Origin of the sequence: Lysobacter koreensis, from assembly GCF_042677045.1 — a bacterium.
In the GTDB taxonomy this organism is placed as follows: Bacteria; Pseudomonadota; Gammaproteobacteria; order Xanthomonadales; family Xanthomonadaceae; genus Lysobacter_K; species Lysobacter_K koreensis.
The window spans coordinates 345,334-371,842 of the sequence record NZ_JBHTIH010000002.1; the positions used below are offsets into that span (position 1 = coordinate 345,334).

General features: G+C 69.6%; 16 protein-coding genes. 12 read left to right on the forward strand and 4 right to left on the reverse strand.

Annotated features, from left to right (window positions below; translation table 11 throughout):
- Positions 1 to 117 precede the first annotated feature (117 nt).
- Together ACFQZQ_RS01810 and ACFQZQ_RS01815 are read left to right on the forward strand one after the other, a co-directional pair.
- Positions 118 to 1,266 (forward strand): pyridoxal phosphate-dependent aminotransferase, encoded by a 1,149-nt coding sequence (locus ACFQZQ_RS01810; protein WP_386811631.1) that lies wholly within the window; start codon positions 118 to 120, stop codon positions 1,264 to 1,266.
- A 179-nt stretch (positions 1,267 to 1,445) separates the two neighbouring features.
- Positions 1,446 to 2,243, forward strand: coding sequence for an amidohydrolase (locus ACFQZQ_RS01815; RefSeq protein ID WP_386810975.1), 798 nt, complete (start codon positions 1,446 to 1,448; stop codon positions 2,241 to 2,243).
- 98 nt (positions 2,244 to 2,341) lie between these two features.
- Here the strand turns inward: ACFQZQ_RS01815 and ACFQZQ_RS01820 are convergent, their stop codons facing one another.
- From ACFQZQ_RS01820 to ACFQZQ_RS01830, 3 genes are all read right to left on the reverse strand, one after another.
- Positions 2,342 to 4,036 carry a pseudouridine synthase gene (locus tag ACFQZQ_RS01820; RefSeq protein WP_386810976.1) on the reverse strand — a complete coding sequence of 565 codons (1,695 nt, stop codon included), beginning with the start codon at positions 4,034 to 4,036 and terminating at the stop codon, positions 2,342 to 2,344.
- A complete protein-coding gene (scpB, locus tag ACFQZQ_RS01825; RefSeq protein ID WP_386810977.1) occupies positions 4,033 to 4,953 on the reverse strand; it encodes an SMC-Scp complex subunit ScpB in 921 nt (306 codons plus the stop codon). The genes ACFQZQ_RS01820 and scpB overlap by 4 nt, the downstream gene beginning before the upstream one ends.
- 101 nt (positions 4,954 to 5,054) lie before the next feature.
- The gene (locus tag ACFQZQ_RS01830) at positions 5,055 to 5,999 is read right to left on the reverse strand and encodes a segregation and condensation protein A (protein WP_386810978.1); all 945 of its coding nucleotides are present in this window, start codon (positions 5,997 to 5,999) and stop codon (positions 5,055 to 5,057) included.
- 468 nt (positions 6,000 to 6,467) lie between these two features.
- On the opposite strand from ACFQZQ_RS01830, the gene ACFQZQ_RS01835 reads away from it, so the two are divergent.
- Both ACFQZQ_RS01835 and ACFQZQ_RS01840 read left to right on the forward strand, forming a co-directional pair.
- Entirely contained in the window at positions 6,468 to 6,767 is a 300-nt protein-coding gene (locus tag ACFQZQ_RS01835; protein WP_386810979.1) for a YciI family protein, read from the forward strand.
- Positions 6,768 to 6,805: 38 nt separating this feature from the next.
- Positions 6,806 to 7,084 (forward strand): BolA family protein, encoded by a 279-nt coding sequence (locus ACFQZQ_RS01840; RefSeq protein ID WP_386811632.1) that lies wholly within the window; start codon positions 6,806 to 6,808, stop codon positions 7,082 to 7,084.
- A 25-nt stretch (positions 7,085 to 7,109) separates the two neighbouring features.
- On the opposite strand, the gene pgl is transcribed toward ACFQZQ_RS01840, so the two are convergent.
- Positions 7,110 to 7,976: a 6-phosphogluconolactonase gene (gene pgl / locus ACFQZQ_RS01845; protein ID WP_386810980.1), complete on the reverse strand. Its 867-nt coding sequence runs from the start codon at positions 7,974 to 7,976 to the stop codon at positions 7,110 to 7,112.
- 321 nt (positions 7,977 to 8,297) lie between these two features.
- On the opposite strand from pgl, the gene smc reads away from it, so the two are divergent.
- From smc to ACFQZQ_RS01885, 8 genes are all read left to right on the forward strand, one after another.
- The gene (gene smc / locus ACFQZQ_RS01850; protein WP_386810981.1) at positions 8,298 to 11,801 is read left to right on the forward strand and encodes a chromosome segregation protein SMC; all 3,504 of its coding nucleotides are present in this window, start codon (positions 8,298 to 8,300) and stop codon (positions 11,799 to 11,801) included.
- Between the two features lie 46 nt (positions 11,802 to 11,847).
- Positions 11,848 to 12,612 (forward strand): cell division protein ZipA, encoded by a 765-nt coding sequence (zipA, locus tag ACFQZQ_RS01855; RefSeq protein ID WP_386810982.1) that lies wholly within the window; start codon positions 11,848 to 11,850, stop codon positions 12,610 to 12,612.
- Between the two features lie 130 nt (positions 12,613 to 12,742).
- Positions 12,743 to 15,085: an NAD-dependent DNA ligase LigA gene (gene ligA, locus ACFQZQ_RS01860; RefSeq protein ID WP_386810983.1), complete on the forward strand. Its 2,343-nt coding sequence runs from the start codon at positions 12,743 to 12,745 to the stop codon at positions 15,083 to 15,085.
- Between the two features lie 211 nt (positions 15,086 to 15,296).
- A complete protein-coding gene (gene epmA, locus ACFQZQ_RS01865) occupies positions 15,297 to 16,277 on the forward strand; it encodes an EF-P lysine aminoacylase EpmA (protein ID WP_386810984.1) in 981 nt (326 codons plus the stop codon).
- Positions 16,278 to 16,502: 225 nt separating this feature from the next.
- Positions 16,503 to 17,162, forward strand: coding sequence for a DUF3011 domain-containing protein (locus tag ACFQZQ_RS01870; RefSeq protein ID WP_386810985.1), 660 nt, complete (start codon positions 16,503 to 16,505; stop codon positions 17,160 to 17,162).
- Positions 17,163 to 17,300: 138 nt separating this feature from the next.
- Positions 17,301 to 18,362, forward strand: a complete 1,062-nt coding sequence (gene mtnA, locus ACFQZQ_RS01875; protein WP_386810986.1) for an S-methyl-5-thioribose-1-phosphate isomerase — start codon at positions 17,301 to 17,303, stop codon at positions 18,360 to 18,362.
- A 270-nt stretch (positions 18,363 to 18,632) separates the two neighbouring features.
- Positions 18,633 to 21,230 (forward strand): DNA gyrase subunit A, encoded by a 2,598-nt coding sequence (gyrA, locus tag ACFQZQ_RS01880; protein ID WP_386810987.1) that lies wholly within the window; start codon positions 18,633 to 18,635, stop codon positions 21,228 to 21,230.
- Between the two features lie 381 nt (positions 21,231 to 21,611).
- Positions 21,612 to 26,507, forward strand: a complete 4,896-nt coding sequence (locus tag ACFQZQ_RS01885; protein WP_386810988.1) for an alpha-2-macroglobulin family protein — start codon at positions 21,612 to 21,614, stop codon at positions 26,505 to 26,507.
- Positions 26,508 to 26,509 lie beyond the last annotated feature (2 nt).

The following is a 26,509-nucleotide window of genomic DNA, read 5'->3' on the forward strand; positions in this document are numbered from 1 at the left end:
GCCGTTGCCGCCCGCGCGCAAACGCGGGCTGCGCGGTGCCACCGGCATTCCGTAAACTCGGTGCCACCCCAGCCTGCCGCACGACTACGCCTGATGACCACCGCACCCACGCGCACGATGACCCCCGAGACCAAGCTGCCCAAGGTCGGCACCACCATTTTCACCGTGATGTCGCAGCTGGCGATCGAACACGGTGCGGTCAACCTGGGCCAAGGCTTCCCGGATTTCGACGTGCCCACGCGCCTGGTCGAGGCGCTCGCCCGCGCCATGCAGGAGGGCAAGAACCAGTACTCGCCGATGACCGGCATCCCCGCGCTGCGCCAGGCAATCGCGGCCAAGACCGAGCGCTGCTACGGCTACATGCCCGACGCCGACAGCGAGGTCACCGTGGTATCCGGGGCCAGCGAGGCGATCTTCGACGCGGTGCACGCGGTGGTGCGCCCCGGCGACGAGGTGATCGTGCTCGACCCGTGCTACGACTGCTACGAGCCGGCGATCGAGCTGGCCGGTGGGGTCGCGGTGCACGTGCCGCTCGATCCGCGCAGCTTCGCGCCGGACTGGCAGCTGGTCCGCAACGCGGTCACCGCCAAGACCCGGATGCTGATGATCAACTCGCCGCACAACCCGTCCGGGGCGATGCTCGACGCCGACGACATCCGCGCGTTGACCGAGCTACTGCGCGGCACCGACATCATCCTGCTCTCGGACGAGGTCTACGAGCACATCGTGTTCGACGGCGCGATCCACGAGTCGGTGCTGCGCTACCCGGAACTGCGCGAGCGCGCGTTCGTGGTCTCCAGCTTCGGCAAGACCTACCACTGCACCGGCTGGAAGATCGGCTACTGCATCGGGCGGCCGGCGCTGTCGGTCGAATTGCGCAAGGTCCACCAGTACAACACCTTCTGCAGCTTCACTCCGGCGCAGTGGGCGTTCGCCGAGATGATCGAGGCGCAGCCGGAGCACTACGAGCAATTGGGCGCGTTCTACCAGGAAAAGCGCGACCGCTTCCGCGAGCAGCTGCTGACGACGAAGCTCAAGCCGCTGCCGGTGCCGGGCGGCTACTTCCAGCTGGTCGACTACTCGGCGGTCAGCGACCTCGATGACGCCGCGTTCTGCCGTTGGCTGACGGTGGAGAAGGGCGTGGTGGCGATCCCGCTGTCGCCGTTCTACGGCGCCCCGCCGCCGGGCCAGCGCCTGGCGCGGCTGTGCTTCGCCAAGAACGAGGCGACCTTGGACGCGGCCATCGAACGTTTGCAGAAGTTGTGATGTCCAGTAGGAGCGGCTTCAGCCGCGAGGCCTCCGATCAGATAGCGATGAAGCCTGCTTCATTTCAGGATTGACTTCAGTCGCGATACCCAGCCCCTTCAACGATGTGCACCCACCGAACAACGGCAGAAGCTCGCGGCTGAAGCCGCTCCTACGAAAGCCGGAATCCGGATACCGCCATGCAAAACCTCCGCATCTCCCTCGTCCAGGGCGCCACCCGCTGGCTCGACCCGGACGGCAATCGCGACTACTACGGCCATCTGCTCTCGCAGCTGCGCGGCATCACCGATCTGGTGTTGCTGCCGGAAACCTTTACCAGCGGCTTCAGCAACGAGGCGCTCGACAGCGCCGAGACCATGGACGGCCCGACCGTCGCCTGGATCCGCGAGCAGGCCGCGCGCCTGGGCGCCGCGGTCACCGGCAGCGTGCAGTTGCGCGACGAGGGCGGCGTGTTCAACCGGCTGCTGTTCGCCACCCCCGATGGGCAGCTGCAGACCTACGACAAGCGCCACCTGTTCCGTTACGCCAAGGAACACGAGCGTTACGCCGCGGGCCGCGAGCGCCTGACGGTGGAATGGAAGGGTTGGCGGATCTGCCCGCTGGTCTGCTACGACCTGCGCTTCCCGGTGTACTCGCGCAACCGCTTCGACGTCGAGCGCCCCGGCGGGCTCGACTACGACCTGCTGCTGTACGTCGCCAACTGGCCCTCGGCGCGTGCCTACCCGTGGAAGACCCTGCTGCGCGCACGCGCGATCGAGAACCTGAGCTACGTCGCCGGCCTCAACCGGGTCGGCACCGACGGCAACGGCCTGCATTACGCCGGCGACAGCGCGGTGATCGATTTCCTCGGCCACCCGGTCAGTGAATGCACCGATGAGGAGGTCGTGGTCACGACCACCTTGCAGGCGGCCGAGCTGCTCGCCCACCGCGAGCGCTTCCCGGCGATGCTCGACGGCGACGCGTTTTCGCTGGTGTAGTCCGCTGCGCACGCAGGCATCGCTCCTGCTCAGGGAAAAGACAAAAACAATGGGCGCCGAAGCGCCCTTTGTTTATTACCGAAGACTGGCGTCAGCGATCACGCGCCGCGCGGGCCGCGCCCGCCGCCGGGACGGCCGCCGCCGCGCGGACCACCGGGGCGCGGGCCGCTCGGACGCGGGGCGCCGCCCGGCTTGCCGCCGGCCGGACGCGGGCCGCGGGCGCCGGCGGGACCGCCGGGACGCGGGGCCCGCGGCTTGTCGCCGTAGGGATTGAACGCGCCGGGATTGGCGTGGTCGGACGGAAAGCTCGGCGCGTTGCCCGGGTGCCCATACGGGCGCGGGCTGCGCTGGCCCTGACCCTGGCCGCCGCCGGGCCCGCGACGCTCGCTGCCGTAGCCACCACCGCCGCCACCCGGACCGCGCGGGCCCCGCTCGCCGCCGGGACCACCGGGGCCGCGCGCGGCGCCACCGCCATACGGGCTGCCGCCGCCACCCGGGCCGCGCTCGCTGCGGCCCTGGTAGCCACCGCCGCCGCCCGGACGACCTTGGCCGCCGGGACGCGCGCCGCCGGGCTTGCCGCCGTAGGGCTTGCGCGGCGCCTGGCCATCGGCGTTGCGGTGGCCGCTGGGACCGGTGTCGACGCCCTCGGGCACGAACCAGGTGCGGAACGCCGCCGGGTTGCCTTCGGGCAGGGCACGGTTGCCCTTCTCCGGACGCTGCTTGAACGGCTTGTGCGACTGCTTGGCCGCCGCGTCGCCGCTGACGGTCAGGCCGCCGTGCGGCTTCTTGTTGCCGAAACGGCCGCCGCGATCCTCGCGGACGTGGTCGAAGCGGCGCAGCTCTCGGCCTTCATCGGCGCGGCTGGGGCCGCCGACGTAGCCGGCCGAACGCTCGCCGGTCAGGTGCACGGTCGACTTGGCGGCCTTGCGCTGGCCGATCACCGGCTGCAGCGTCAGCGCCGACGGCGTACCGTCCTCGAGGCCGAGTTCGGTGCGCAGCTTCTCGACCTTGTCGCTGGCCATTTCCTGGGTCTGGCCGCGCAGGAGTTCGCGCGGCAGTTCGACGCTGCCGTAGCGGATCCGCTTCAACCGGCTGACCTGGCAACCCTGCGACTCCCACAGGCGGCGGACTTCGCGGTTGCGGCCTTCCTTGAGCAGCACGCGGAACCAGTCGTGCGAGTCGCTGCCGCCGATGCGCTCGATCTCGTCGAACTTGGCTGGGCCGTCATCCAGGGCGACGCCTCGGGCGAGGCGGTCGACGAGGTTGTCGGGGACCTTGTCCTGGCCTTCCGGCGCGCGGACGCGGCAGACGTATTCGCGTTCGACTTCGAACGACGGGTGCATCAGCGCGTTGGCCAGCTCGCCGTCGGTGCTCAGCAGCAGCAGGCCGGTGGTGTTGATGTCGAGGCGGCCGATCGCGATCCAGCGCGCGCCCTTGAGGGCCGGCAGTGCTTCGAAGATCGTCGGGCGACCCTCGGGATCTTCGCGCGTGGTCACTTCGCCTTCGGGCTTGTTGTACATCAGCACGCGGGCCGGTTCGGTCAGCGCGCTGGCGACGAACTGGCGCCCGTCGAGCTCGATCTTGTCGCCGCTCCCGATACTCTGGCCGACCTGCGCGACTTCGCCGTTGACCTTGACCAGGCCGTCGGCGATGCGCTGTTCCAGCGCGCGGCGCGAGCCGAGGCCGGCCTGGGCGAGCACCTTGTGCAGGCGTTCTTCCATGCGCGGGGTGTCGGGGCCGGTGGTGTCGCCGCTGCGCTTGAGGGACAGCTTGCGGGGTTTTTCGTCAGTCATTTTTGCTGCTCCGACCGGTCGAGTTCATCGGACTCGGTCTGTGTTTCGGTGGCATTCCCATTGAAGGCATCGGTCGTCGTCTCGACGGCGTGGGTGTCTTGATCGGGATCGTTCACGTCCGCCGCGCGCTCGCCCGGCGCGGCATCGGGATCGCCCTCGTCGTCCGCGCTGGGCGCGGCCGTGGGGGCGGTGGGTTCGGGGTGTTCGGTGGTGCTGAGATCGGTGTCCGCACCGGCGCTGGCTTCGCTGGTGTCAAAACCGTCGTCGCCGCCGTCATCGTTGGCGTCAGCGTTGGAGGCTTCGACGCCCGCGCCGCTGGCGATGCCGCCGGCGCTGATCGGCTTGCCGTCGGCAGGGATGCCGTCGAACTGCAGCTGCGGCTCGAGTTCGCCGATGTCCTTGAGCTCCGACAGCGGCGGCAGCTCGTCCAGGCGCTTGAGGCCGAAGTAGTCGAGGAAGGCCTTGGTGGTGCCGAACAGCGCCGGCTTGCCGGGCACGTCGCGGTGGCCGACCACGCGGATCCACTCGCGCTCTTCCAGCGACTGGATGATGTTGCTGCTGACCGCCACGCCGCGGACCTGCTCGATCTCGCCACGAGTGATCGGCTGGCGATAGGCGATCAGCGCCAGGGTTTCCAGGGTGGCGCGGGTGTACTTGGTCTTGCGATCGGTCCACAGCCGCGCGACCCAGGGGTGCACGTCGGCCTGGACCTGGTAGCGGAAGCCCGATGCGAGCTCCACCAGCTCGACGCCGCGCTCCGCGCTGTTGCCGCGCAAGGTCTCGAGCGCCTGCTCGACGCTGTCGGCCGGCGCCGGCTGGTCCTCGGCGAACAGGCCATGCAGCTGCGCCAGCGTCAGCGGCTGGTTGGCCGCGAGCAGGGCGGCTTCGACGATGCGGGTGATGAGGGCTTGGTCCATTGGTTCTCTGCGTCTGCGGTTGCCGTCATACCCGCGAAGGTGGGTATCCGGCGACTGGGTTGTTGCGTTGGGTTATCGAAGTGGCTTCGACGAACGAAAGCTCACGGCGCGGCGTCATCGTTGGCCGCGTCCTCGTCGAACTCGCTGCTCAGCTCGATCTCGGTCGGGTCGACGGTCAGCGCCAGCGACTTGACGTAGATCGTCGCCAGGTTGCCTTCCTGGACGATCTCGACCAACTGCTCCTTGGCCAGCGTGAGCAGGCCGAGGAAGGTCACCACCACGCCGAGCTTGCCTTCCTCGACAGTGAACAGCGACTCGAAGCGGTGGAACGAGCCGTCTGCCAGGCGCGTGAGCAGCTCGCCCATGCGCTGGCGCACGCTCAGCGCGTCGCGCTTGATCGCGTGCTGGGTGTACAGCTCGGCGCGCTTGAACACGTCGTGCAGCGCCAACAGCATTTCCTTGAGGTCGACCGGCGGCGGCAGCTTGACCGCGGCGCGGTCGGGCACGAAGGCGCTGACCGGCACCGTGTCGCGGTCCTGCCGGGGCAGGGTGTCGATGTCTTCGGCCGCCTTCTTGAAGCGCTCGTATTCCTGCAGGCGGCGCACCAGTTCCGCGCGCGGGTCGTCCTCCAGGCCTTCCTCGGTGGCCGCGCGCGGCAGCAGCATGCGCGACTTGATCTCGGCCAGGATCGCGGCCATCACCAGGTAGTCGGCGGCCAGCTCGAAGCGCATCTCGTGCATGGCCTGGATGTAGTCGACGTACTGCTTGGTGATCTCGGCGACCGGGATGTCGAGGATCTCGAGGTTCTGGCGGCGGATCAGGTACAGCAGCAGGTCGAGCGGGCCTTCGAACGCGTCGAGGATGACCTCCAGCGCGTCGGGCGGGATGTACAGGTCCTGCGGAATCTGCAGCACCGGCTGGCCATGCAGCATCGCCAGCGGCATCTCGTGCTGCTGTGGTGCCGGCGGCTGCGCATGCGGCTGCGCGGGAGCCTGGTTGTGCGCGGTGTCTTGCGCGGTCGCGGCGGGCGCGGGGTCGTCGGTCATTCGGGGCTGGCCCCTCCGGGGGCCATGCGGGTCAGCCCTCGCGGGCCTGCCTTGCGGCTGGGGTACAGCGGTTCACTACGGTGCGGGCGGCGCGGGTGCGGCCACGTCGAACGCAAGACGGCAGGTAAGGCGAGACTGCAAAAGTCTGGGCTGACCCAATCAGGTCGCCAAAAACATCCCCGGCATGCGCGTCACGCAGGGCGTGGCGGCGGATGGCGATAAGAAGCGTCGGGTGCGGGCCGGTGTGGCGCAGCTGGCCGTGTGTGGGGACACGGGGCATCGCGATGGGCGGGAGGCAATGGGCCTGAAGCCGGGATCGAGATGGGCCGCTGCTTCCGGCCTTGGGCAATTGCGGCCTAGGTTACGGGGTGGCGCCGGGCATTGTCCAGCCGGATCGTGGGGTGCTTCGCGGGCGCGTGGCTACAATTCAGGCAGGCCCCGTCCGGGGCGATCGAGGATGCCCCGAGCATGTGGTACGTGATTGAAGGCTACGACGGCGCCGATGTGCTGCCGCAACGGCTGGCCGCACGGCCGGCGCACGTCGCGCGGTTGACCGCGTTGCGCGACGCCGGACGGCTGATGCTGGCCGGCCCGTGCCCGGCGATCGACGCCGAGGACCCCGGTCCGGCGGGCTTCAGCGGTTCGGTGGTGATCGCCGAATTCGAATCGCTGCCCGACGCGCGCGCCTGGGCCGACGCCGATCCGTACCTGGCCGCGGGCGTCTACACCCGGGTCGAGGTGCGGCCGTTCAAGCGGGTGCTGCCGTGACCGGCGCCGGTTCCCCGGCCGGGCCGATCGCCGGCTCGCTGCCGCGCGAGCAGCGCGTCGAGGCGATCCGCGCCGCGCTCGAGGCCGCACTGGCGCCTTCGTGGCTGGAGATCGAGGACGAGAGCCACCGCCACGCCGGACACGCCGGCGCGCGCGATGGCCGGGGGCACTTCCGGGTCGACGTGGTCAGCGAGGCGTTCGCCGGACTCAATGCGATTGCCCGGCACCGCGCGGTGTATGCCGCGGTCGGCGGACTGATGGACACCGACATCCACGCGCTCGCGATCAAGGCGCGCACGCCGGCGGAGGCGGGCTGAGGGTGGGCGACGCGGCGTCCGGTCGCTAGGCGCACCAGTGGATCTGCAGGGGTACCTCGAAGCTGTCGCCCAACGCCAGCAGTACCGGCCACGATTCAACGTCGCCGCTGGCCAGCGCGTACTCGAACGCATCGAGCTTCTCGCGGCCCCGGATCAGCAGCACGCGGCTGCGGCTGTGGCGCAGGCCGGTCGGCGTCAGGCTGATGCGCCGGCTCCACTGCTGGGCGCCGACGCAGCCACTGGCGTCGACCGCGACGTAGGGCTGGCGGCTGTCGAGTGCGCGGTCGAGGTCGCGCATGCGCGGAAACAGCGAGGCGAGGTGGCCGTCGCTGCCCATCCCGAGCACCGCCACACTGGCCGGCTGCAGGCCGTGCGCGCTGGCGATCGCGACCGCTTCCTCGATCCGGCGGCCGGGTTGGGTCATTGGTTCGAACCGGGCCTGCGCGGCGTGGTGCTGCAGCAGGTGGGTTCGCACCAGCCAGGCGTTGCTGTCCGGGTCGTCCGGCTGCAGCCAGCGTTCGTCGACCAGCGCCACGTCCACCCGATCCCACTGCAGCGGCGCCTTCGACAGCGCGCGGTAGACCGAGGCCGGGGTGTCACCACCGGCGACCAGCATGCGCGCACGCGGGCGCCGCATCAGTTCGCGGCGCAGTTCGGCGGCGATCGCGATCGCGCTGGCCCAGGTCCAGACCTCGGCATTGCGATGCACGTGCAGCGCGTAGCGGCCGGCGTGCGGCTCGTGGATGACGACTTCCGTGGCGGTGGCGTGGTTGAACATCACCGGATAGTCGCACGCGTCCGCGGCGCGTTGCGTGCGGCGGATCGAAATCCCGGTGGCGGAGGGATGCCGGCCAATATGGGCATGGGCATCGGCAACGGCAGTCCGACGCATGGGGCCTCGCCAGCGGTCGGCGGTCGGCATCGCGGGTAGCTGGGCTAGGCGGCCAGCGCCGGGCCTGGGCGCGCTGTTTGCCAGGCACCCCATCGGGTCAGCTTGGCCGATCCGCGGTCGCCAGCGGTAAGGCCGCCTGCCGCTCGGCGCGGCGCGGCCGGCCTGCTCGGTGCACGCACCCGGCCGCTATACTCGCGAGGAACTGCGCGCGAAAAACCGCATGGTTGATTTACTAATCAATCGTTTACGCGCCACATTTAACCAAACTTGACATTGAGTGGCAGCGTCGCCCGGCGGCGCGCCACGAGGCAACCCCGGCGCATGCGTCTGTCCACGATCAAGCTCTCCGGCTTCAAGTCCTTCGTCGATCCCACGACGCTCCACCTGCCGACCAACATGACCGGCGTGGTCGGTCCCAACGGCTGCGGCAAGTCCAACATCATCGACGCGGTGCGCTGGGTGATGGGCGAGAGTTCCGCCAGCCGCCTGCGCGGCGACTCGCTGACCGACGTGATCTTCGCCGGTTCCTCGGCCCGCAAGCCGGTGTCGCAGGCGACGGTCGAGCTGATCTTCGACAACTCCGACCACACCATCACCGGCGAGTACGGCGCGTTCGACGAGATCTCGGTCAAGCGCATGGTCAGCCGCGACGGCGCCAGCCAGTACTACCTCAACGGCGCCAAGTGCCGCCGCCGCGACATCACCGACCTGTTCCTGGGCACCGGCCTGGGGCCGCGCAGCTATTCGATCATCGAGCAGGGGATGATCAGCCAGATCATCGAGGCCCGGCCGGAAGATCTGCGCGTGTACCTCGAGGAGGCCGCCGGCATCTCCAAGTACAAGGAGCGCCGCAAGGAAACCGAGACCCGCATCCGCCACACCCGCGAAAACCTCGACCGCCTCAACGACCTGCGCGAGGAAGTCGGCAAGCAGCTCGAGCATTTGAAAAGGCAAGCCCGCCAGGCCGAGCAGTACCAGGCGATCCAGGCCGAGCGCCGGGTCAAGGACGCCGAATGGAAGGCATTGGAGCACCGCGCCCTCGACCAGAAGCTGCAGGGCCAGCGCGAGAAGCTGGCGCAGCAGGAAACCCGCCTGCAGCAACTGATCGCCGAACAGCGCGAAGCCGAGCGCGAGATCGAGACCGGCCGCGTGCGCCGCGAGGAAGCCGCCGAGTCCTTGAACAAGGCGCAGGCCGCCAGCTACGAAGTCAGCGGCGCGCTGGCCCGCATCGAACAGCAGATCCAGCACCAGCGCGAGATGTCCACGCGCCTGCAGCGTGCCCGCGACGAGGCGCAGACGGCCTTGGCCGAGATCGCCGCGCACATCGGCAGCGACCAGTCGCGCCTGGACGTGCTGCGCGCGGCGGTCGAAGAGGCCGAACCGCAACTCGAACAACTGCGCGAAGACGACGGCGCGCGCCAGGAAGCGTTGCGCGACGCCGAGCTCAAGCTTAACGACTGGCAGCAGCGCTGGGACACCCATACCCGTGCGCAATCCGAGGCCGCGCGCGCCGCCGACGTCGAGCGCACCCGCATCGAGCACCTCGACCGGCAGGCGCTCGACGCCGACCGCCGCCGCGAGCTGCTCGGCAACGAACGCACCGGCCTGGACCTGAGCGCGTTGGCGGAGGCCTTCGCCGGCCTGCAGGAGCAGCACGAGACCCGCAAGCTGTCGCTGGACAGCCTCACCGAGGAGCTCGAGACCCGCAAGGGCGGCGTCGACGCGCTGCAGCAGCAGCAGCGCGCGATGCAGACCGAGTTGGCCGAGGTGCGCAAGAACGCCCAGGCCGCACGTGGCCGGCTGTCGTCGCTGGAAACCCTGCAGCACGCCGCGCTCGGCCAGGAGCAGGGCGCCGCGCTGAGCTGGCTCAAAGCACGCGGGCTCGATTCGGCCGCGCGCGTGGGCGAGACGCTGGTGGTCGAGGCGGGTTGGGAGAACGCGGTCGAAGGCGCGCTCGGGCAGCTGATCGAAGGCGTGCTGGTGGAAGCGCCCGAAGCGCTGGTCGATGCGATCGGCGAGCTCGGCGAAGGCCGGCTGACGCTGGTGTCGCCGCAGACCGATGCCACCACGTACCCGGCAACGTCGCTGGCGTCGAAAGTGCAGGGCCCGGCCGCGATCCGCCAGCTGCTGGCCCGCCTGCACACCGCCGAGGACCTCGCCAGCGCGCGCGCGCTGCAGGCCTCGCTGGGCGCGGACGAGTCGGTCATCACCCGCGGCGGCGAACGCCTCGGCGCCGGCTGGGTGCGCGTGCTGCGCTCCGGCGCGGCCAAGCAGGGCGCGTTGCTCAGGGAAAGAGAAATCCAGTCGCTGCGCGGCGAGATCGAGTCCCTGCAAAACCGAGAGCGCGAGCTCGATTCGGGCCTGACCCAGTTGCGCGACCGCCTGCTCGCCGCCGAGCAGCAGCGCGAGGACGCGCAGCGCACCTTGTACATGGCGCACCGGAGCGTGTCGGAACTGGCCGGGCAGTTGCAGAGCCAGCAGGGCCGGCTGGATTCGGCGCGTGGCCGGATCGAGAAGATCGAGGCCGAGCTGGCGCAGCTGGCGGGCACCTACGAGGAAAGCCGCGAGCAGGCCCGCCAGGCGCGCACGCGCCAGGAAGACGCTGTCGCGAAGATGGGCGAGCTTGAGGACGCGCGGCTGGCCCTGGATGCCGAACGCCGCGCGCTGGGCGAGGCTCGCGACGCCGCCCGCAACGCCGCGCGCGAATCGCGCGATACCGCGCATGCGCTGGCGCTGACGCTGGAGGCGCAGCGCGCGCAGATCATCGGCCTGTCGCAGGCGCTCGACCGCATGGGCGGGCAGCGCGGCCAGCTCGACTCGCGGCTCGAGGACCTGGTCATGCAGTTGGCCGAAGGTGACGCCCCGGTGCACACGCTGGAGGAGCAGCGCCAGGTCGCGCTGGAACAGCGCGTGGACTCGGAGCAGAGGCTCGCCATCGCGCGCACCACCCTGGACGGCATCGACAACGACCTGCGCAAGTTCGAGCAGACCCGCCACCAGCGCGACGAGCAGGCGTTGCAGCAGCGCGAGGCGATCGGCCAGCGCCGGCTCGAGCAGCAGGCGCTGGTGCTCAAGGCCGAGCAGCTCAGTGCGGCGGTGGTCGAGGCCGGGTTCGTGCTCGACGACGTGGTCAACACCCTGACCGACGACATGCAGCCGCAGGTGTGGGAGCGCACGGTCAGCGAACTGGACGGCAAGTTGCGCCGGCTGGAGCCGGTCAACCTGGCCGCGATTGCCGAACACGCCGAGGCCGCGCAGCGCAAGGACTACCTCGACGCGCAGAACACCGACCTCACCACCGCGCTGGAGACTCTGGAGGACGCGATCCGCAAGATCGACCGCGAGACGCGCGGCCGCTTCAAGGACACCTTCGACCGGGTCAATTCGGGCGTGCAGGAACTCTACCCGCGCCTGTTCGGCGGCGGCCATGCCTACCTCGAGCTCACCGGCGAGGACCTGCTCGACACCGGCGTGGCGATCATGGCGCGCCCCCCCGGCAAGCGCGTGTCGAACATCTCGCTGCTGTCCGGCGGCGAGAAGGCGATGACCGCGGTCGCGCTGGTGTTCGCGATCTTCCGTTTGAACCCGGCGCCGTTCTGCCTGCTCGACGAAGTCGACGCGCCGCTCGACGAAGCCAACGTCGGCCGCTTCACCGCGATGGTCAGCGAGATGAGCGAGCAGGTACAGTTCCTCTTTGTCAGCCACAACAAGGCGACGATGGAAGCCGCGCAGCAGCTGTCGGGCGTGACCATGCGCGAGCCCGGCGTCAGCCGCCTGGTGTCGGTCGACCTGGCCGAAGCCACGCGCCTGGCCGGCGCAGCGTGACCGTCGCGCCCGCGCCATCCGCCCAGCCTTAAGGAGACGAGCAACGATGTCGGACGTGACGATGCTGCGGGCCGCGATCCTGGTCGCCGGTTTGATCCTGATCGGGGCGATCGTGTTCTTCGGGCGCCCACGCAAGCCCGGGCAGGGCAAGCGCGTCGCGCGCGAGGCCGGTTTCGCGCGGGCCGGCGGCGAGGGCAGGGTGGAGCCGACGCTGGGCGAGCAGCTCGAAGGCGAACTGGGCGGCAACGCTCACATCGCCAGCGAGGCGACGACCCAGGCCGAGCTGGACCTGTTCGAGCGCACGCTCGAGGGCAACGCGGCTGCGGCCAACAGCGAGCTGGGACGTCGGGTCGGCGACGAGTTCGACAAGATCGTGACCCTGTACCTGGCCGCGCGCGCGGGCGAGAAGCTGCAGGGGGCGGACATCGTGGTCGCCGCCGAGAAGGCCGGCCTGGTCTACGGCCACATGGGCGTGTTCCACCGCCTGGTCGAAGGCCATCCCGAGCGCGGCCCGGTGTTCAGCGTCGCCAATATCATGAAGCCCGGCAGCTTCGATATGACCCAGATCCAGACGCTGGAAACCCCGGCGATCGCGTTCTTCCTGACCCTGCCGGCGCCGATCGCCGCGCTCGACGCATGGGAAACCATGCTGCCGACCGCACAGCGCATGGCCGAACTGCTCGACGGCGTGGTGCTCGACGAGCAGCGCAACGCGCTGGCCCGCCCGCGCATCGGCCAGGTGCGCGACGAGCTGCGCCTGTACGACCGCCAGCGCGAAGCGCCGCCGCTGACCAAGCCCACCCGCTGGTAGCTTTCGACCTTGCTGGGAGCGGCTTTGGCCGCGATGCAGAGTTGGCGCAAGCGACCAGTTCTCGAATCGCGGCTAACGCCGCTCCTGCGACAGGCAGTTCCTCGATTCGCGACAAACCGGCAGCTCCCACGTGACCGCCAATCCCGCGCCCCGCATCGCCGAGCTGCGCCGCCAGCTCGATGACGCCAACTACCGCTACCACGTGCTCGACGACCCGACGATCCCGGACGCCGAGTACGACCGCCTGCTGCGCGAACTGGACGAACTGGAAGCGGCGCATCCCGAGCTGGCCACCCCCGACTCGCCCACCCAGCGCATCGGGGCGCTGCCATCGGGCGCGTTCGGCGAAGTGCGCCACGCGATCCCGATGCTGTCGCTAGGCAACGCGTTCAGCGACGGCGAGGTCGCCGATTTCGTCCGCCGCATCGCCCAGCAGCTCGACCGCGACGAGCCGGTGTTCTCGGTCGAGCCCAAGCTCGACGGCCTGGCGATCAGCCTGCGTTACGAGCACGGCCGTTTCGTGCAGGGTGCGACCCGCGGCGACGGCGCCAGCGGCGAGAACGTCACGGCCAACCTGCGCACGATCAAGGCGATCCCGCTGACGCTGCGTGGTAGCGACTGGCCGCAGGTGCTGGAGGTGCGCGGCGAGGTCTACATGCCGCTGGCCGCATTCAGACGCTACAACGAACGTGCCCTGGCCGAAGGCGGCAAGGTGCTGGCCAACCCGCGCAACGGCGCCGCCGGCTCGCTACGCCAGCTCGATCCGCGCATCACCGCCAAGCGGCCATTGGCGTTCTACGCGTACGCGGTGGGCCTGGTCGAAGGCGGCGAGCTGCCGGCCACCCATTCGGCGACGCTGGGCCGCTTGCGCGAGTGGGGCTTCCCGGTCAGCAGCGAGAGCGATGTGGTGCAGGGCGTGGATGGTCTGCTCGGCTATTACCGCCGCATCGGCGAGCGCCGCGCAGCGCTGGCGTTCGACATCGACGGCGTGGTCTACAAGCTCGACGACTACGCCGGTCAGCGCGAGATGGGCTTCGTCTCGCGCGCGCCGCGCTGGGCGATCGCGCACAAGTTTCCGGCGCAGGAGCAGTCCACGGTGCTGGAGGCGATCGACATCAACATCGGCCGCACCGGTGCGGCCACCCCGCTGGCGCGGCTGCGGCCGGTGCAGGTCGCCGGTGTGGTCGTGAGCAACGCGACCTTGCACAATGCCGACCAGATCGCACGCCTGGACGTGCGCATCGGCGACACCGTGATCGTGCGCCGCGCCGGCGACGTGATCCCCGAAATCGTGCGGGTCGTGCCCGAACAGCGTGCCCCCGGCGCGCCGGCGTGGCAGATGCCGACGCAGTGCCCGGTGTGCGGTTCGGAGATCGTGCGCGAGGAGGGCGAAGCGGTGTGGCGTTGCTCGGGTGAGTTGACCTGCGCGGCGCAGCGCAAGGAGGCCATCGGCCATTTCGCCTCGCGCCGGGCGATGGACATCGAGGGCCTCGGCGACCGCTTCATCGAGGCGTTGTCCGACCTGGGTTATCTCGAATCGATCGCCGACCTCTACAAGCTCACGCTTGACGACCTGCTGGAGATGAAGCGGCGCGCAGATGAACGAGACGGCACCACTCCGGAGACCGTCAAGGCCGGCAAGGTCGCGACCAAGTGGGCGGAGAACCTGATCGCGGCGATCGCGCACAGCCGCGCCACCACGCTGGAGCGCTTCCTGTACGCGCTCGGCATCCAGCACGTCGGCGAGAGCACGGCGAAGGCGTTGGCGACCTGGTTCGGCGATCTCGAGGTCATCCGCCGACTACCGTGGCCGCTGTTCAAGCGCGTGCCAGACGTCGGCGGCGAAGTGGCGCGCGCGATCGGCCACTTCCTCGACCAGCCGGGTAACCAGCAGGTGATCGACGACCTGCTGGCGCGCGGCGTGGCGATCACCGACCCGCACCCTCCGTCGCCGAAACTGCGCGACGGACTCGATGCGGCGACGTTGCTGGTCGACCTGGAGATCCCCAAGCTCACCCGGATCCGCGCCGAGCAGCTGGTGGCTGTGCTCCCGACGCTGGCGGCGTTGCCGGACATGCCCGAGCACCGGTTCATCACTGCCGGCCTGCCCGCGGACACCGCGCAGGCGCTGGCGGCATGGCTCGCCGAGGCGGACAACGCGCGCTTGTTGAGATCCTCGAGCGACGCCTTGGCGCGGCTCGACGCGATCACCCCGTTGGCCGACGAAGTCGCGGCCGGGCCGCTCGACGGGCAGACCGCGGTGCTGACCGGAACCCTGGCCACGCTGACCCGCGACGACGCCAAGCTCAGGCTCGAGGCATTGGGCGCCAAGGTCGCCGGCAGCGTGTCGAAGAAGACCAGCTTCGTGGTGGCCGGCGAGGCGGCCGGTTCCAAGCTTGACAAGGCGCAGGAGCTGGGCGTCGAGATCTGGGATGAGGAACGCCTGCTGGCGTTCCTGGGCAAGTACGAGTGAGGCCGCTCTTCTTAGCCTGCGTCCGCCAAGAGGACTTGCTTCGCGGCGTTCCCCAAGGGGACTTGCTTTGCAGCGCCCCCCGAGGGGGCTTGCTTCGCGGCGCCCCCCAAGGGGACTTGCTTCGCGGCGTACGAGCGGCTTCAGCCGAGATCGAATCCGGGGGCGCGGGACAATCTCCCATCGCGGCTGAAGCCGTTCCCACAAGATCCCCATGAGCACCGACTGGCGACCAAGCGCAACGTTCGACGCCCTGCGCCTGCGCGCCCGGCTCAACGCGGGCATCCGCGATTTCTTCGCACAGCGCCACGTCACCGAAGTCGAAACGCCGGTGATGTCGCAAGCCGGCAACACCGACCCGAACATCGCCTCGTTCGCGCTGGAATTCACCGGCCGCACCGACGGCGCGCCGCGCACGCGCTGGCTGCGGACGTCGCCCGAGTACCCCCTCAAGCGCCTGCTGGCGGCGGGGTTCGGAGACTGCTACGAACTGGGGCGGGTGTTCCGCGACGGCGAAGCCGGCGGCCGCCACAACCCCGAGTTCACCATGCTCGAGTGGTACCGGATGGGCTGGGATCACCACCGCCTGATCGACGAGACCGCGGCGCTGGTGAACATGGCCCTCGCGCTGGTCGGGCGCGCGGCGCCGCTGGGCCGGACCAGCTACCGCGCCTTGTACCTGCGCGAACTCGGCATCGATCCAGCTACCGCCAGCGAGGGCGAACTGCGCACGGCGCTGGGCGACGTGGTCATCGATCCGGCCGGCCTGGGCCGCGACGACTGGCTCGACCTGCTGATGACGCACCAACTGCAACCGCGGTTCGCGCCCGACCAGCTTCTCGCCATCCACGACTACCCAGCATCGCAATGCGCGCTGGCGCGCGTGCGCGATGCGGGTGACGGGTCGCAGGTGGCCGAACGTTTCGAGCTGTACCTGGGACCGTTGGAGCTTGCCAACGGCTACCACGAACTCACCGATGCCACCGAGCAGGGTGGGCGCTTCGACAACGACCGGCGCACCCGCGGGCAGCGCGGTGCGACCGCGCCACCGCGCGACGAACGCCTGCTGGAGGCGATGCGCGCCGGCCTGGGCGACTGCGCCGGCGTGGCCCTGGGCGTCGACCGCCTGCTGATGGCGATGCTGGGCACCAGCCACATCGGCGACGTGCTGGCGTTCGATTTCCCGCGCGCCTGAACCAGCTGGCGAAATGCCGGCTAAACGCGGTTCCAGAGCGATGTGCACGACAGCGCGTCGTGAAACGTTGTTCATATCCGCCGGTTACAGTTGCACGAGCATTCACAGGGGTATGCCGCGATGGGTTGGTCGTTCCTTTCTGCCTTCGCAGTCGGGTTTGCGGGATGGCTGGCGCTCACGCCCGCCACCGCGCGCGCCGCTGACGCGGATCGCCCCGGCGGGCGAATGCTGAGCTGCGAATCCATCGGCAGCCAACCCACCACGTGCCAAGCCGACACGCGCGGCGGCGTCCGCCTCGCGCGCCAGCTCTCGCGCAGCGCCTGCATCGAGGGCCAGAGCTGGGGCGCAACCGGCGACGGCATATGGGTCAAGGACGGCTGCCGCGCGCAGTTCGCGATCGGCTACGGCGGTCGCGCGGCAGGCAGTGGCTACGGCACCCGGGTGGTGCGCTGCGACTCCAGCGGCAATCGGTGGAACCATTGCGCCGTCGACACCAGCCGCGGGATCGAACTGGTGCGCCAGCTCTCCGACCGGGCCTGCATCCGCGACCGCAGTTGGGGCGTCGACGAGCGTGGCATCTGGGTGTCCGGCGGTTGTCGTGCCGAGTTCCGGATGCGCACGGGTCGTGCGGATCGCGACGACGACAAACCACGCGCGCAGATCGTGCGCTGCGAGTCGCGCGTCGGCCGTCCCACCCGTTGCCCGGTCGACACCGAAGGCGGCGTGCGGCTGGTGCGGCAACTGTCCAAGGCCGCCTGCGCGAAGGACCAGACTTGGAACTTCGACAGCGACGGCATCTGGGTGGAGCGCGGTTGCCGCGCGGATTTCGAGGTCAGTGTCCGCGAAAAGCGGGGTCGTGGCTGGCGCTTCTGGCGTCGCCGCTAAGCGCTTTTGCGCGTTGCGCGCTTCAATTCGGCCAACGCCGGAATTCGTGGTGATGGTGAGCTAGCCGCTCTCGATGGAACGGTGCCCATGCCTTTCGCCGTGGGAGCCGGTTTTCGCTTCCTCGTCTAGAATCCGCGCATGACCGAGCCCACCTTCGACTTCGACCGCTACGACCGCATCCGCCCGATCCGCTGGACCGGCGATGCGCTGGAACTGCTGGACCAGCGCAAGCTGCCGTTCGTGGTCGAGTACGTGCGCTGCGACGACGCCGACGCGGTCGCCGCGGCGATTCACGCGCTGACCGTGCGCGGCGCCCCGGCGATCGGCATTGCCGCGGCGTGGGGCGTGGTGCTGGCCGCGCGCGACATCGACGCCGCCGATGGCAACGCGGCCGCCCCCCAGCTTGAACCAGCCCTGCAACGTCTCAACGCCGCGCGTCCGACCGCGGTCAACCTGGCCTGGGCGCTGGCGCGCATGCGCCGCGTGCTGGTCGCCGCCGGCGCCGACTGGCGCGACGTGCTCGCGCGCGAGGCGCAGGCGATCGCCGACGAGGACCTCGCTGCCAACCGGCGAATGGGCGCGCTGGGTGCGGCGCTGATCGAGCCCGAAAGCGGCGTGCTGACCCATTGCAACACCGGTTCGCTGGCGACCGCCGGCTTCGGCACCGCACTGGGCGTGATCCGCGCCGGCGTCGCCCAGGGCCGCATCGGCAAGGTCTATGCCGGCGAGACCCGGCCGTGGCTACAGGGCGCGCGCCTGACGGTATGGGAGTTGCAGCAGGACGGCATCTCGCCGACCCTGATCGCCGACTCCGCCGCCGCGCACCTGATGAAGACCGGTGCGGTGCACTGGGTGGTGGTCGGCGCCGACCGCATCTGCGCCAACGGCGACGTCGCCAACAAGATCGGCACCTACCAGCTCGCGATTGCCGCGCGCCACCACGGCGTCCGGTTCATGGTCGCGGCGCCGTCGTCGACGGTCGACATGGCGACCCCGTCCGGCGACCAGATCCACATCGAGGAACGCGACCCGGGCGAGCTGTTCGGCGTCGGCGGGGTGCGCACCGCCGCCGAGGAAGTCGGCGCGTGGAACCCGGTGTTCGACGTGACCCCGCACGAGCTGATCGACGCGATCGTGACCGAACGCGGGGTGATCGAGCGCCCCGACGAAGCTGCCATGCGGACCGCGTTCGGCGCCTGATCCGGCGGGGGCGAGCCGGGGCGGCTCGCTTTCCCGCGGAATGCGCGACGTCGGGCAAGCGCGGCACTGCATAAGTCCCGCATAAAAACCCCGCAAGTGCTTGTTTCTGCGTAGGAATAGGGGTGCCGAAAAGTCGCGTTTCGTGATAGGCTGGCGTGTCCTTTTCCCGAGTCCTGATCCACCCCCGAAATGCTGGCGGCGCAGCGGTTTCCGCAGCGTCGCCACGGGGGGCGAAACAGGGCTTCGACCACCGCACAGCACGGAACCCTGATGGCCGAACTCGCCAAGGAAATCATCCCGGTCAATCTCGAAGACGAGATGCGCCGCAGCTACCTCGACTACGCCATGAGCGTGATCGTCGGGCGCGCGCTCCCCGACGTCCGCGATGGCCTCAAGCCGGTCCACCGGCGCGTGCTGTACGCGATGAGCGAACTGGGCGCGCACAGCAACAAGGCGCACTTCAAGTCGGCGCGTATCGTTGGTGACGTGATCGGTAAGTACCACCCGCACGGCGACCAGTCGGTGTACGACACGCTGGTGCGCATGGCGCAGCCGTTCTCGCTGCGCTACTTGCTGGTGGACGGCCAGGGCAACTTCGGTTCGGTCGACGGCGACTCCGCCGCGGCGATGCGTTACACCGAGTCGCGCATGGCCAAGCTCACCCACGAGCTGATGGCCGACATCGACAAGGAAACCGTCGATTTCCAGCCCAACTACGACGAGAAGGAGTTCGAACCCACGGTCATGCCGACCCGGGTGCCGAACCTGCTCATCAACGGCTCGGCCGGCATCGCGGTCGGCATGGCGACCAACATCCCGCCGCACAACCTGACCGAGGTGATCGACGCCACGATCGCGCTGATCGACCAGCCCGAGATCGACATCGACAGCCTCATGGCCTACATCCCCGGCCCGGACTTCCCGACCGCGGGCATCATCAACGGCACCGCCGGCATCATCGCCGCCTACCGCACCGGCCGCGGCCGCGTGCGCATGCGCGCACGGGCCGAGATCGAGGTCAACGAGGACACCGGCCGCGAGGCGATCGCGGTCACCGAGATCCCGTACCAGGTCAACAAGGCGCGGCTGATCGAGAAGATCGCCGAGCTGGTCAAGGAAAAGAAGCTCGAAGGCATCAGCGAGCTGCGCGACGAGTCCGACAAGGACGGCATGCGCATTTTCATCGAGATCAAGCGCGGCGACTCCGCCGACGTGGTGCTCAACAACCTCTATCAGCAGACGCAGATGGAGTCGGTGTTCGGCATCAACATGGTGGCGCTGGTCGACGGCCGCCCGCAGCTGCTGAACCTCAAGCAGATCCTCGAAGCCTTCGTGCGCCACCGCCGCGAGGTGGTCACCCGCCGCACGATCTTCGACCTGCGCAAGGCGCGCCAGCGCGCGCACATCCTCGAAGGCCTGACCGTCGCGCTGGCCAACATCGACGACATGATCGAGCTGATCAAGACGTCGGCGAACCCCAACGAGGCGCGCGAGCGCATGCTCGCCCGCACCTGGGAGCCGGGCCTGGTCGGCGCGCTGCTGGCCGCGGCCGGCTCGGACGCCTCGCGTCCGGAAGACCTGCCCGACGGCGTGGGCTTCCTCGACGGCACCTACCAGCTGACCGAGGCCCAGGCCCAGCAGATCCTCGAGATGCGCCTGCACCGCCTGACCGGGCTGGAGCAGGAGAAGCTGACCGACGAGTACAAGCTGCTGCTGGAGACGATCCGCAGCCTGATCGAGATCCTCGAGAATCCCGACGTGCTGCTCGACGTGATCCGCACCGAGCTCAACAACGTCAAGGAAGAGTTCGGCGACGAGCGCCGCACGGAGATCCGCCAGAGCGAGGAAGACCTCGACATCCTCGACCTGATCGCGCCGGAAGACGTGGTGGTCACGCTGTCGCATTCGGGCTACGCCAAGCGCCAGCCGGTCAGCGCCTACCGCGCGCAGAAGCGCGGCGGCCGCGGCCGCAACGCGGCGGCGACCAAGGACGAGGACTTCATCGACAAGCTGTGGCTGGTCAACACCCACGACACCCTGCTGACCTTCACCAGCGCCGGCCGCGTGTTCTGGCTGTCGGTGTACCAGCTGCCCGACGCCGGCCCGAACGCGCGCGGCCGCCCGATCATCAACTGGATCCCGCTGGAGGAAGGCGAGCGCGTGCAGGCCGTGGTGCCGGTACGCGAGTACGAGGACGGCAAGTTCGTGTTCTTCGCCACCCGCCACGGCACGGTCAAGAAGACGCCGCTGACCGAGTTCGCCTACCGCCTGCAGCGCGGCAAGATCGCGATCAACCTCGACGAGGGCGATGCGCTGGTCAATGCCGAGCTCACCAACGGCGAGCGCGACATCATGCTGTTCGCCAGCAACGGCAAGGCGGTGCGTTTCGACGAGGCCTCCGTGCGCTCGATGGGCCGTACCGCGACCGGCGTCCGCGGCATCCGCCTGGCGGCGGGCGAGGAAGTCCGCAGCCTGATCGTGATCGATGGCGACGGCGACATTCTGACCGCCAGCGAGCGCGGTTTCGGCAAGCGCACGCCGGCCAGCGAGTACCCACGCAAGGGTCGTGGCACCCAGGGCGTGATCGCGCTGAAGACCTCCGACCGCAACGGCAACCTGGTCGGCGCGATCCAGCTCAGCGACCACCACGAGGTGCTGCTGATCTCCGATGGCGGCACCCTGGTGCGCACGCGTGCCTCGGGCATCTCGCAGGTCAGCCGCAACACCCAGGGCGTGACCTTGATGCGCCTGGCGGCCGACGAAACCCTGCAGGCGGTCGAGCGGCTGGATGCGTCGCTCGACGACGACGACGAGATCGTCGCCGCCGACGCAGCGGCGGTTGCCGACGAGCCGCGCCTGGCCGAGTGACGCTCCGCTTGGAGTGATTGATCGAGTTGAGAAAGACGCCGCCTTCGGGCGGCGTTCTTTTTTGCGCAGCGAGTAGGGCAACCGCAACTCTCCCGCGGCCCCTCCCTGTCAGGGACGGGAGCAACGCCAGGCGCATGACAGCTCGCATGCGCGTCGGCGCATTTCCTCCCCTCTTTGGGAAAGAGGGGTCGGGGGAGAGTTGCTTCATCGCCGCGAGGTTTCCGGTAGCGGGGGCAACGACTCGCGTCTTCCAGCGACCGGCTTGGGCGTCGTCGGTCGGCCCTATACTCGCGCCAAATCAAGGGAGAGATTTGCATGCGCTGCAGGCTTTGGACGAAGGGAGTCGTCAACCGGGACAAGAGCTCGTCTGCGACGGCGCGGATGCTGGCTGGCGCCTTCCTGCTGGCCGCGCTACTGGCCGGCTGCAAGCGCGACCACGACGGCCAGTTGCCGGCTGTCAGCGGCGAGGCGATCAAGGCGCAGCGGGTGGCGGTGCAGGGCTTCGGCCTGGTCGCGGCCTTCCCGGACCAGAAGGACGAGAAGCTGGCGATCGCGCTGGAGTTCAGCCGGCCACTGGTCGGTACCCAGGAGTTCGATGCGCTGCTCGCGGTGACCGACGCCAAGGGCGCGGTGGTCAAGGGCGGCTGGGTGCTCGACGACGGCGGCAAGGTTGTGCGCTTCCCGCATGTGCAAGCCGGTCGCGATTACACCATTGCGATCAAGGCCGGGATAACCGCGGCCGATGGCGACCGCCTGGCCCGAGAGGAGAAGCGCAGCGTCCACACCGGCCCGCTCGACCCCGTGGTCGGCTTCGCCTCGCAGGGCAGCGTGCTGCCGGCGCGCGAAAGCCGCGGCCTGCCGGTGGTGTCGATCAACGTGCCCGAGGTCGACGTCGAATTCCTGCGCATCCGCGACAAGGAGTTGCCGAAGTTCTTCGCCGAATACCAGCGCGGCGGCCGCCGCGGCAGCTGGGAGATGGGCAGCGACTACAGCGACAAGACCCCGCTGGAGAAGCTCGCCGAGCCGGTCTACGTCAACCGTTTCGTGCTCGGCGGCAAGCCTAACGAACGCGTGCTGACCTACCTGCCGCTGCAGGAGATCGAGGAACTGCAGAAGCCGGGCCTGTACTTCGCGGTGATGAAGCGCGCCGGCGCGTTCAAGGACGAATACGAGACCGCGTTCTTCACCGTCAGCGACCTGGGCCTGCACGCGCGCGCGTACAAGGACAAGCTGTTCGTGCACGCCGCGTCGCTGGAAAGCGGCGCGCCGATCGGCGGGGTGGAGCTGAAGGTGCTCGACGCCGCCGGCGAGGCGGTGCTCAAGGGCGAGACCGACCGCCACGGCAATGCGCTGCTCGCCTACAAGCTCGATTCGGCGCAGGTGCTCGTGGCGCAGCGCGGCAGCGACGTGTCGATGCTGCCGTTCAACCAGCCGGCGCTGGACCTGTCCGAGTTCGCGGTCGCCGGCCGCGAGCAGGCCTGGTTCGACGTGTTCGCGTGGTCCGGCCGCGACCTGTATCGGCCCGGCGAAACCGTGCGCCTGTCGGCGTTGCTGCGCGACCAGGACGGCCAACCGCTCGCAACCAAGAGCAAGGCGCTGCAGCCGCTGTTCCTGCGCTACGTGCAGCCCGACGGCAAGACCTTCCTCGAAACCCGCCTGCAGCCCGACACACAGGGTTACGTGCGCCACGCGCAGCTGATCCCGGCGGACGCCGCGACCGGCCGCTGGCGCGCCGAATTCCGCACCGACCCGGGCAGCAAGGAGGCGGTGCAGGGCATGACCCTGCGCATCGAGGAGTTCCTGCCCGAACGCCTCAAGCTCGACCTCGACGCGCAGGCGGTGCTCAAGCCGGGCGAACCGATCCGCCTCGCCGTCGACGCCGCCTACCTCTACGGCGCGCCCGCGGCGGCCAACCGCTTCACCGCCAAGCTCGCGGTCGCGGTCGAACAGCACCCGCTGGAACAACTGCCGGGCTATTTCTTCGGCGACCCGACGCTGACCCTGCCGAAGGAAGCCCGCGACGTCATCGACACCACGCTCGACGCGCAGGGCAAGCTGCGGCAGGACATCGCGCTGCCGAGCGAGGCCAAGCCGGTCAGCACGATCGCGGCGATCATCACCGGCAGTGTCTACGAGACCGGCGGCCGCAGCGTCAACCGCAGCCTCAAGCGCGTGCTGTGGCCGGCCGACGCGCTGGTCGGCGTGCGGCCGTTGTTCGACGACAAGGACGGCGCCAGCGCGAACGCCAACGCCGGCTTCGAACTGGCGCGCGTCGGCAGCGACGGCAAGCCGCGCCCGGGCAAGGGACTGCGCGTGACTCTGGTCCGCGAGCACCGCGACTACCATTGGAACTACGACGAAGACGGCGGCTGGGACTACGACTTCAACCGCCGCTTCGAGGACATCCAGACGCGCGTGGTCGATGCCGGCAACGCGCCGCTGCGCTTCGATTTCCCGGTGGAATGGGGCGAGTACCGGGTCGACGTGTTCGATCCAAACACCAGGCTCACCACGCGCTACCCGTTCACCGCCGGCTGGAGCTGGGACGACCAGAACCGCGGCCTCGACGCGCGCCCCGACAAGGTCAAGCTCGCGCTCGACAAGACCGGCTATCGCGCCGGCGACACGCTCAAGGTCACGCTGACCCCACCGCACGCTGGCCGCGGCCTGCTGCTGGTCGAGAGCGACCGGATGCTCTACGTGCAGGCGATCGACGCCAAGCCCGGCAGTACCTTCGAGATCCCGGTGACGAAGGACTGGGAGCGCCACGACGTCTACGTGACCGCGCTGGTGTTCCGCGGCGGCAGCGCGCCGAGCAAGATCACCCCGGCGCGCGCGGTCGGCGTGGCGCACGTGCCGATGGCGCGCGGCGATCGCAAGGTCGCCGTCGGGCTGGCGGTGCCCAAGCTGATGCGGCCCGGCCGCGACCTGCCGGTCACCGTGAGCGCGCCGCGGTTGGCGGGGCAGTCGGCATACGTCACGGTGTCGGCGGTCGACGTCGGCATCCTCAACATCACCCGCTTCCCGGTGCCGGACGCGGCCGGGCATTTCTTCGCCCAGCGCCGGCTCGGCGTGGATGCGTACGACATCTATGGGCGCGTGATCGAGAGTTTCGAAGGCACGCTGGCCAAGATCCGTTTCGGCGGCGACATGGCACTGGCGGCGTTGCCGCAGGCGCGCCGGCCGACGTCGCGGGTTCAGACCGTCGACCTGTTCGCCGGTCCCGTGCAGCTCGATGCCAAGGGGCTGGCGCGGATCAGGCTGCCGGTGCCGGACTTCAACGGCACCTTGCGCGTGTCGGCGCTGGTGTACTCCGGCGGGCGCTACGGCAACAAGGCGAACGAGACCGTGGTGCGCGCGCCGCTGCTGGCCGAAGCCAGCCTGCCGCGGGTGCTCGCGCCGGGCGACCGCAGCAACGTGACGCTGGACGTACAGAACTTCACCGGCAAGCCGGGCGAATTCAAGGTGCTGGTCAACGGCGAGGGACCTTTGTCGCTAAGTGATGGCGCGCGCAGCGCGAAGCTCGGCGTTGAAGGCAAGACCACGCTGATCTTCCCGCTGGTCGCGCGCGAGGGCTACACCACCGCGCAGGTGCGCGTGCGGGTCGAAGGCAACGGTTTCAAGGTCGACCGCCGCTACGACCTGCCGGTGCGCCCGGCGTGGCCGTCGGTGCTGCGTGCGCGCACCCAGGTGCTGGACGCGCTGGCGCCGGTGCAGTTGTCGGCCGACTTCGCCGACGGGCTGATGGCCGACTCGGTCAACGCGCGGATGGTGGTGAGTGCGTTGCCGCCGATCCCGTTCGCCAGCGCGCTGCAGGGCGCGCTCGAGTACCCGTACGGCTGCGCCGAGCAGACCGCCAGCAAGGGCTTCGCGGCGCTCGAGCTCGACGAAGCCACGGCGAAGATGCTCGGCGTCAAGGGACTGGATGCGAAGCAGCGGCGTGCGCGCATTGAAGGCGCATTCGGGCGGTTGGCAGCGATGCAGATCGGCTCGGGCCACTTCTCGATGTGGGGCGATGGCGACTACGTCAATGCGGCGATCACGCCGTACGTCGTCGAGTTCCTGCTCGATGCGCGCGAGGGCGGGTTCGCGGTGCCTGAGGCGATGCTGCAGAAGGCGCTCAAGCGGCTCAACGAGGACCTGCTCGCCGGCGGCGAGTCATTCTTCGGTTACGACCGCCGCGAGCACCTCAAGTTCGCCTACCAGGCCCATGCCGGGTACGTGCTCGCGCGCGTCAACCGCGCGCCGCTGGGCACGCTGCGCGCGCTTTACGACAACGAGCGCAAGCAGAGCCTGACCGGGCTGCCGCTGGTGCACCTGGGCCTCGCACTCACGCTACAGGGAGACAAGGCGCGCGGTGGCAAGGCGATCGCCGAAGGCTTCGCACGCAGTTCCGACGCCCGACCCGAGTACCTCGGCGACTACGGCAGCCGCCTGCGCGACGACGCACTGATGATCGCGCTGGTGCATGAGCACGATCTGGCCACGCCCAAGTACGACGCACGCGCGGTGCCGCTGGGCCGCGAACTGGACGTGCGCCGCAACTCGGGCTGGCTGTGGCTGAGCACCCAGGAGCAGGTTGCGCTGGCCCGGCTGGGCAAGGCCTTGCTGGCCGACCAGGCCAAGCAGATCTCCGGCCGGTGGAAAGTCGGCGACGCGGTGTCCGACGCCGGACCGGCCAAGCTCATCGCGCGGGTGTTCGACCACGCCGCGCTCGCCCGCGGCGTGCGTTTCGATCCCGTCGGTCAACCGCCGCTGTACGCCAGCCTGGAAGTGGCCGGCGTGCCGCGCACCGCGCCGCCCGCCGACGCCTCGCTGATCAAGGTCGTGCGCAAGTACTACACGACCGATGGCAAGGACTGGGAAGGCGGCGCGCTGGAGGAGGGCGACGCGCTGATCGTGCAGGTCAACATCACCGCTAGCCGCGCGATGCCCGATGCGCTGCTCACCGACCTGCTGCCCGCCGGCCTGGAGATCGAGAACTTCAACCTCGGCGATGCCAAGCAGTGGGCTGGCGTGGTCGTCGACGGCATCGAGATCGCCGATCGCGACGACGCGGCGGAGGTGCGCCACGAGGAGTTCCGCGACGATCGCTACGTCGCCGCGCTCAAACTCGAGACCGGCAACACCGCGCGCGTGTTCTACCTGGTGCGCGCGGTCACGCCGGGCACCTACACGGTGCCGCCGTCGCTGGTCGAGGACATGTACCGGCCCGAACTGCGCGGCGTCGGCAAGGCCACGCCAGCGACGCTGACGGTGAAGCAGCCCGGAGGCTGATT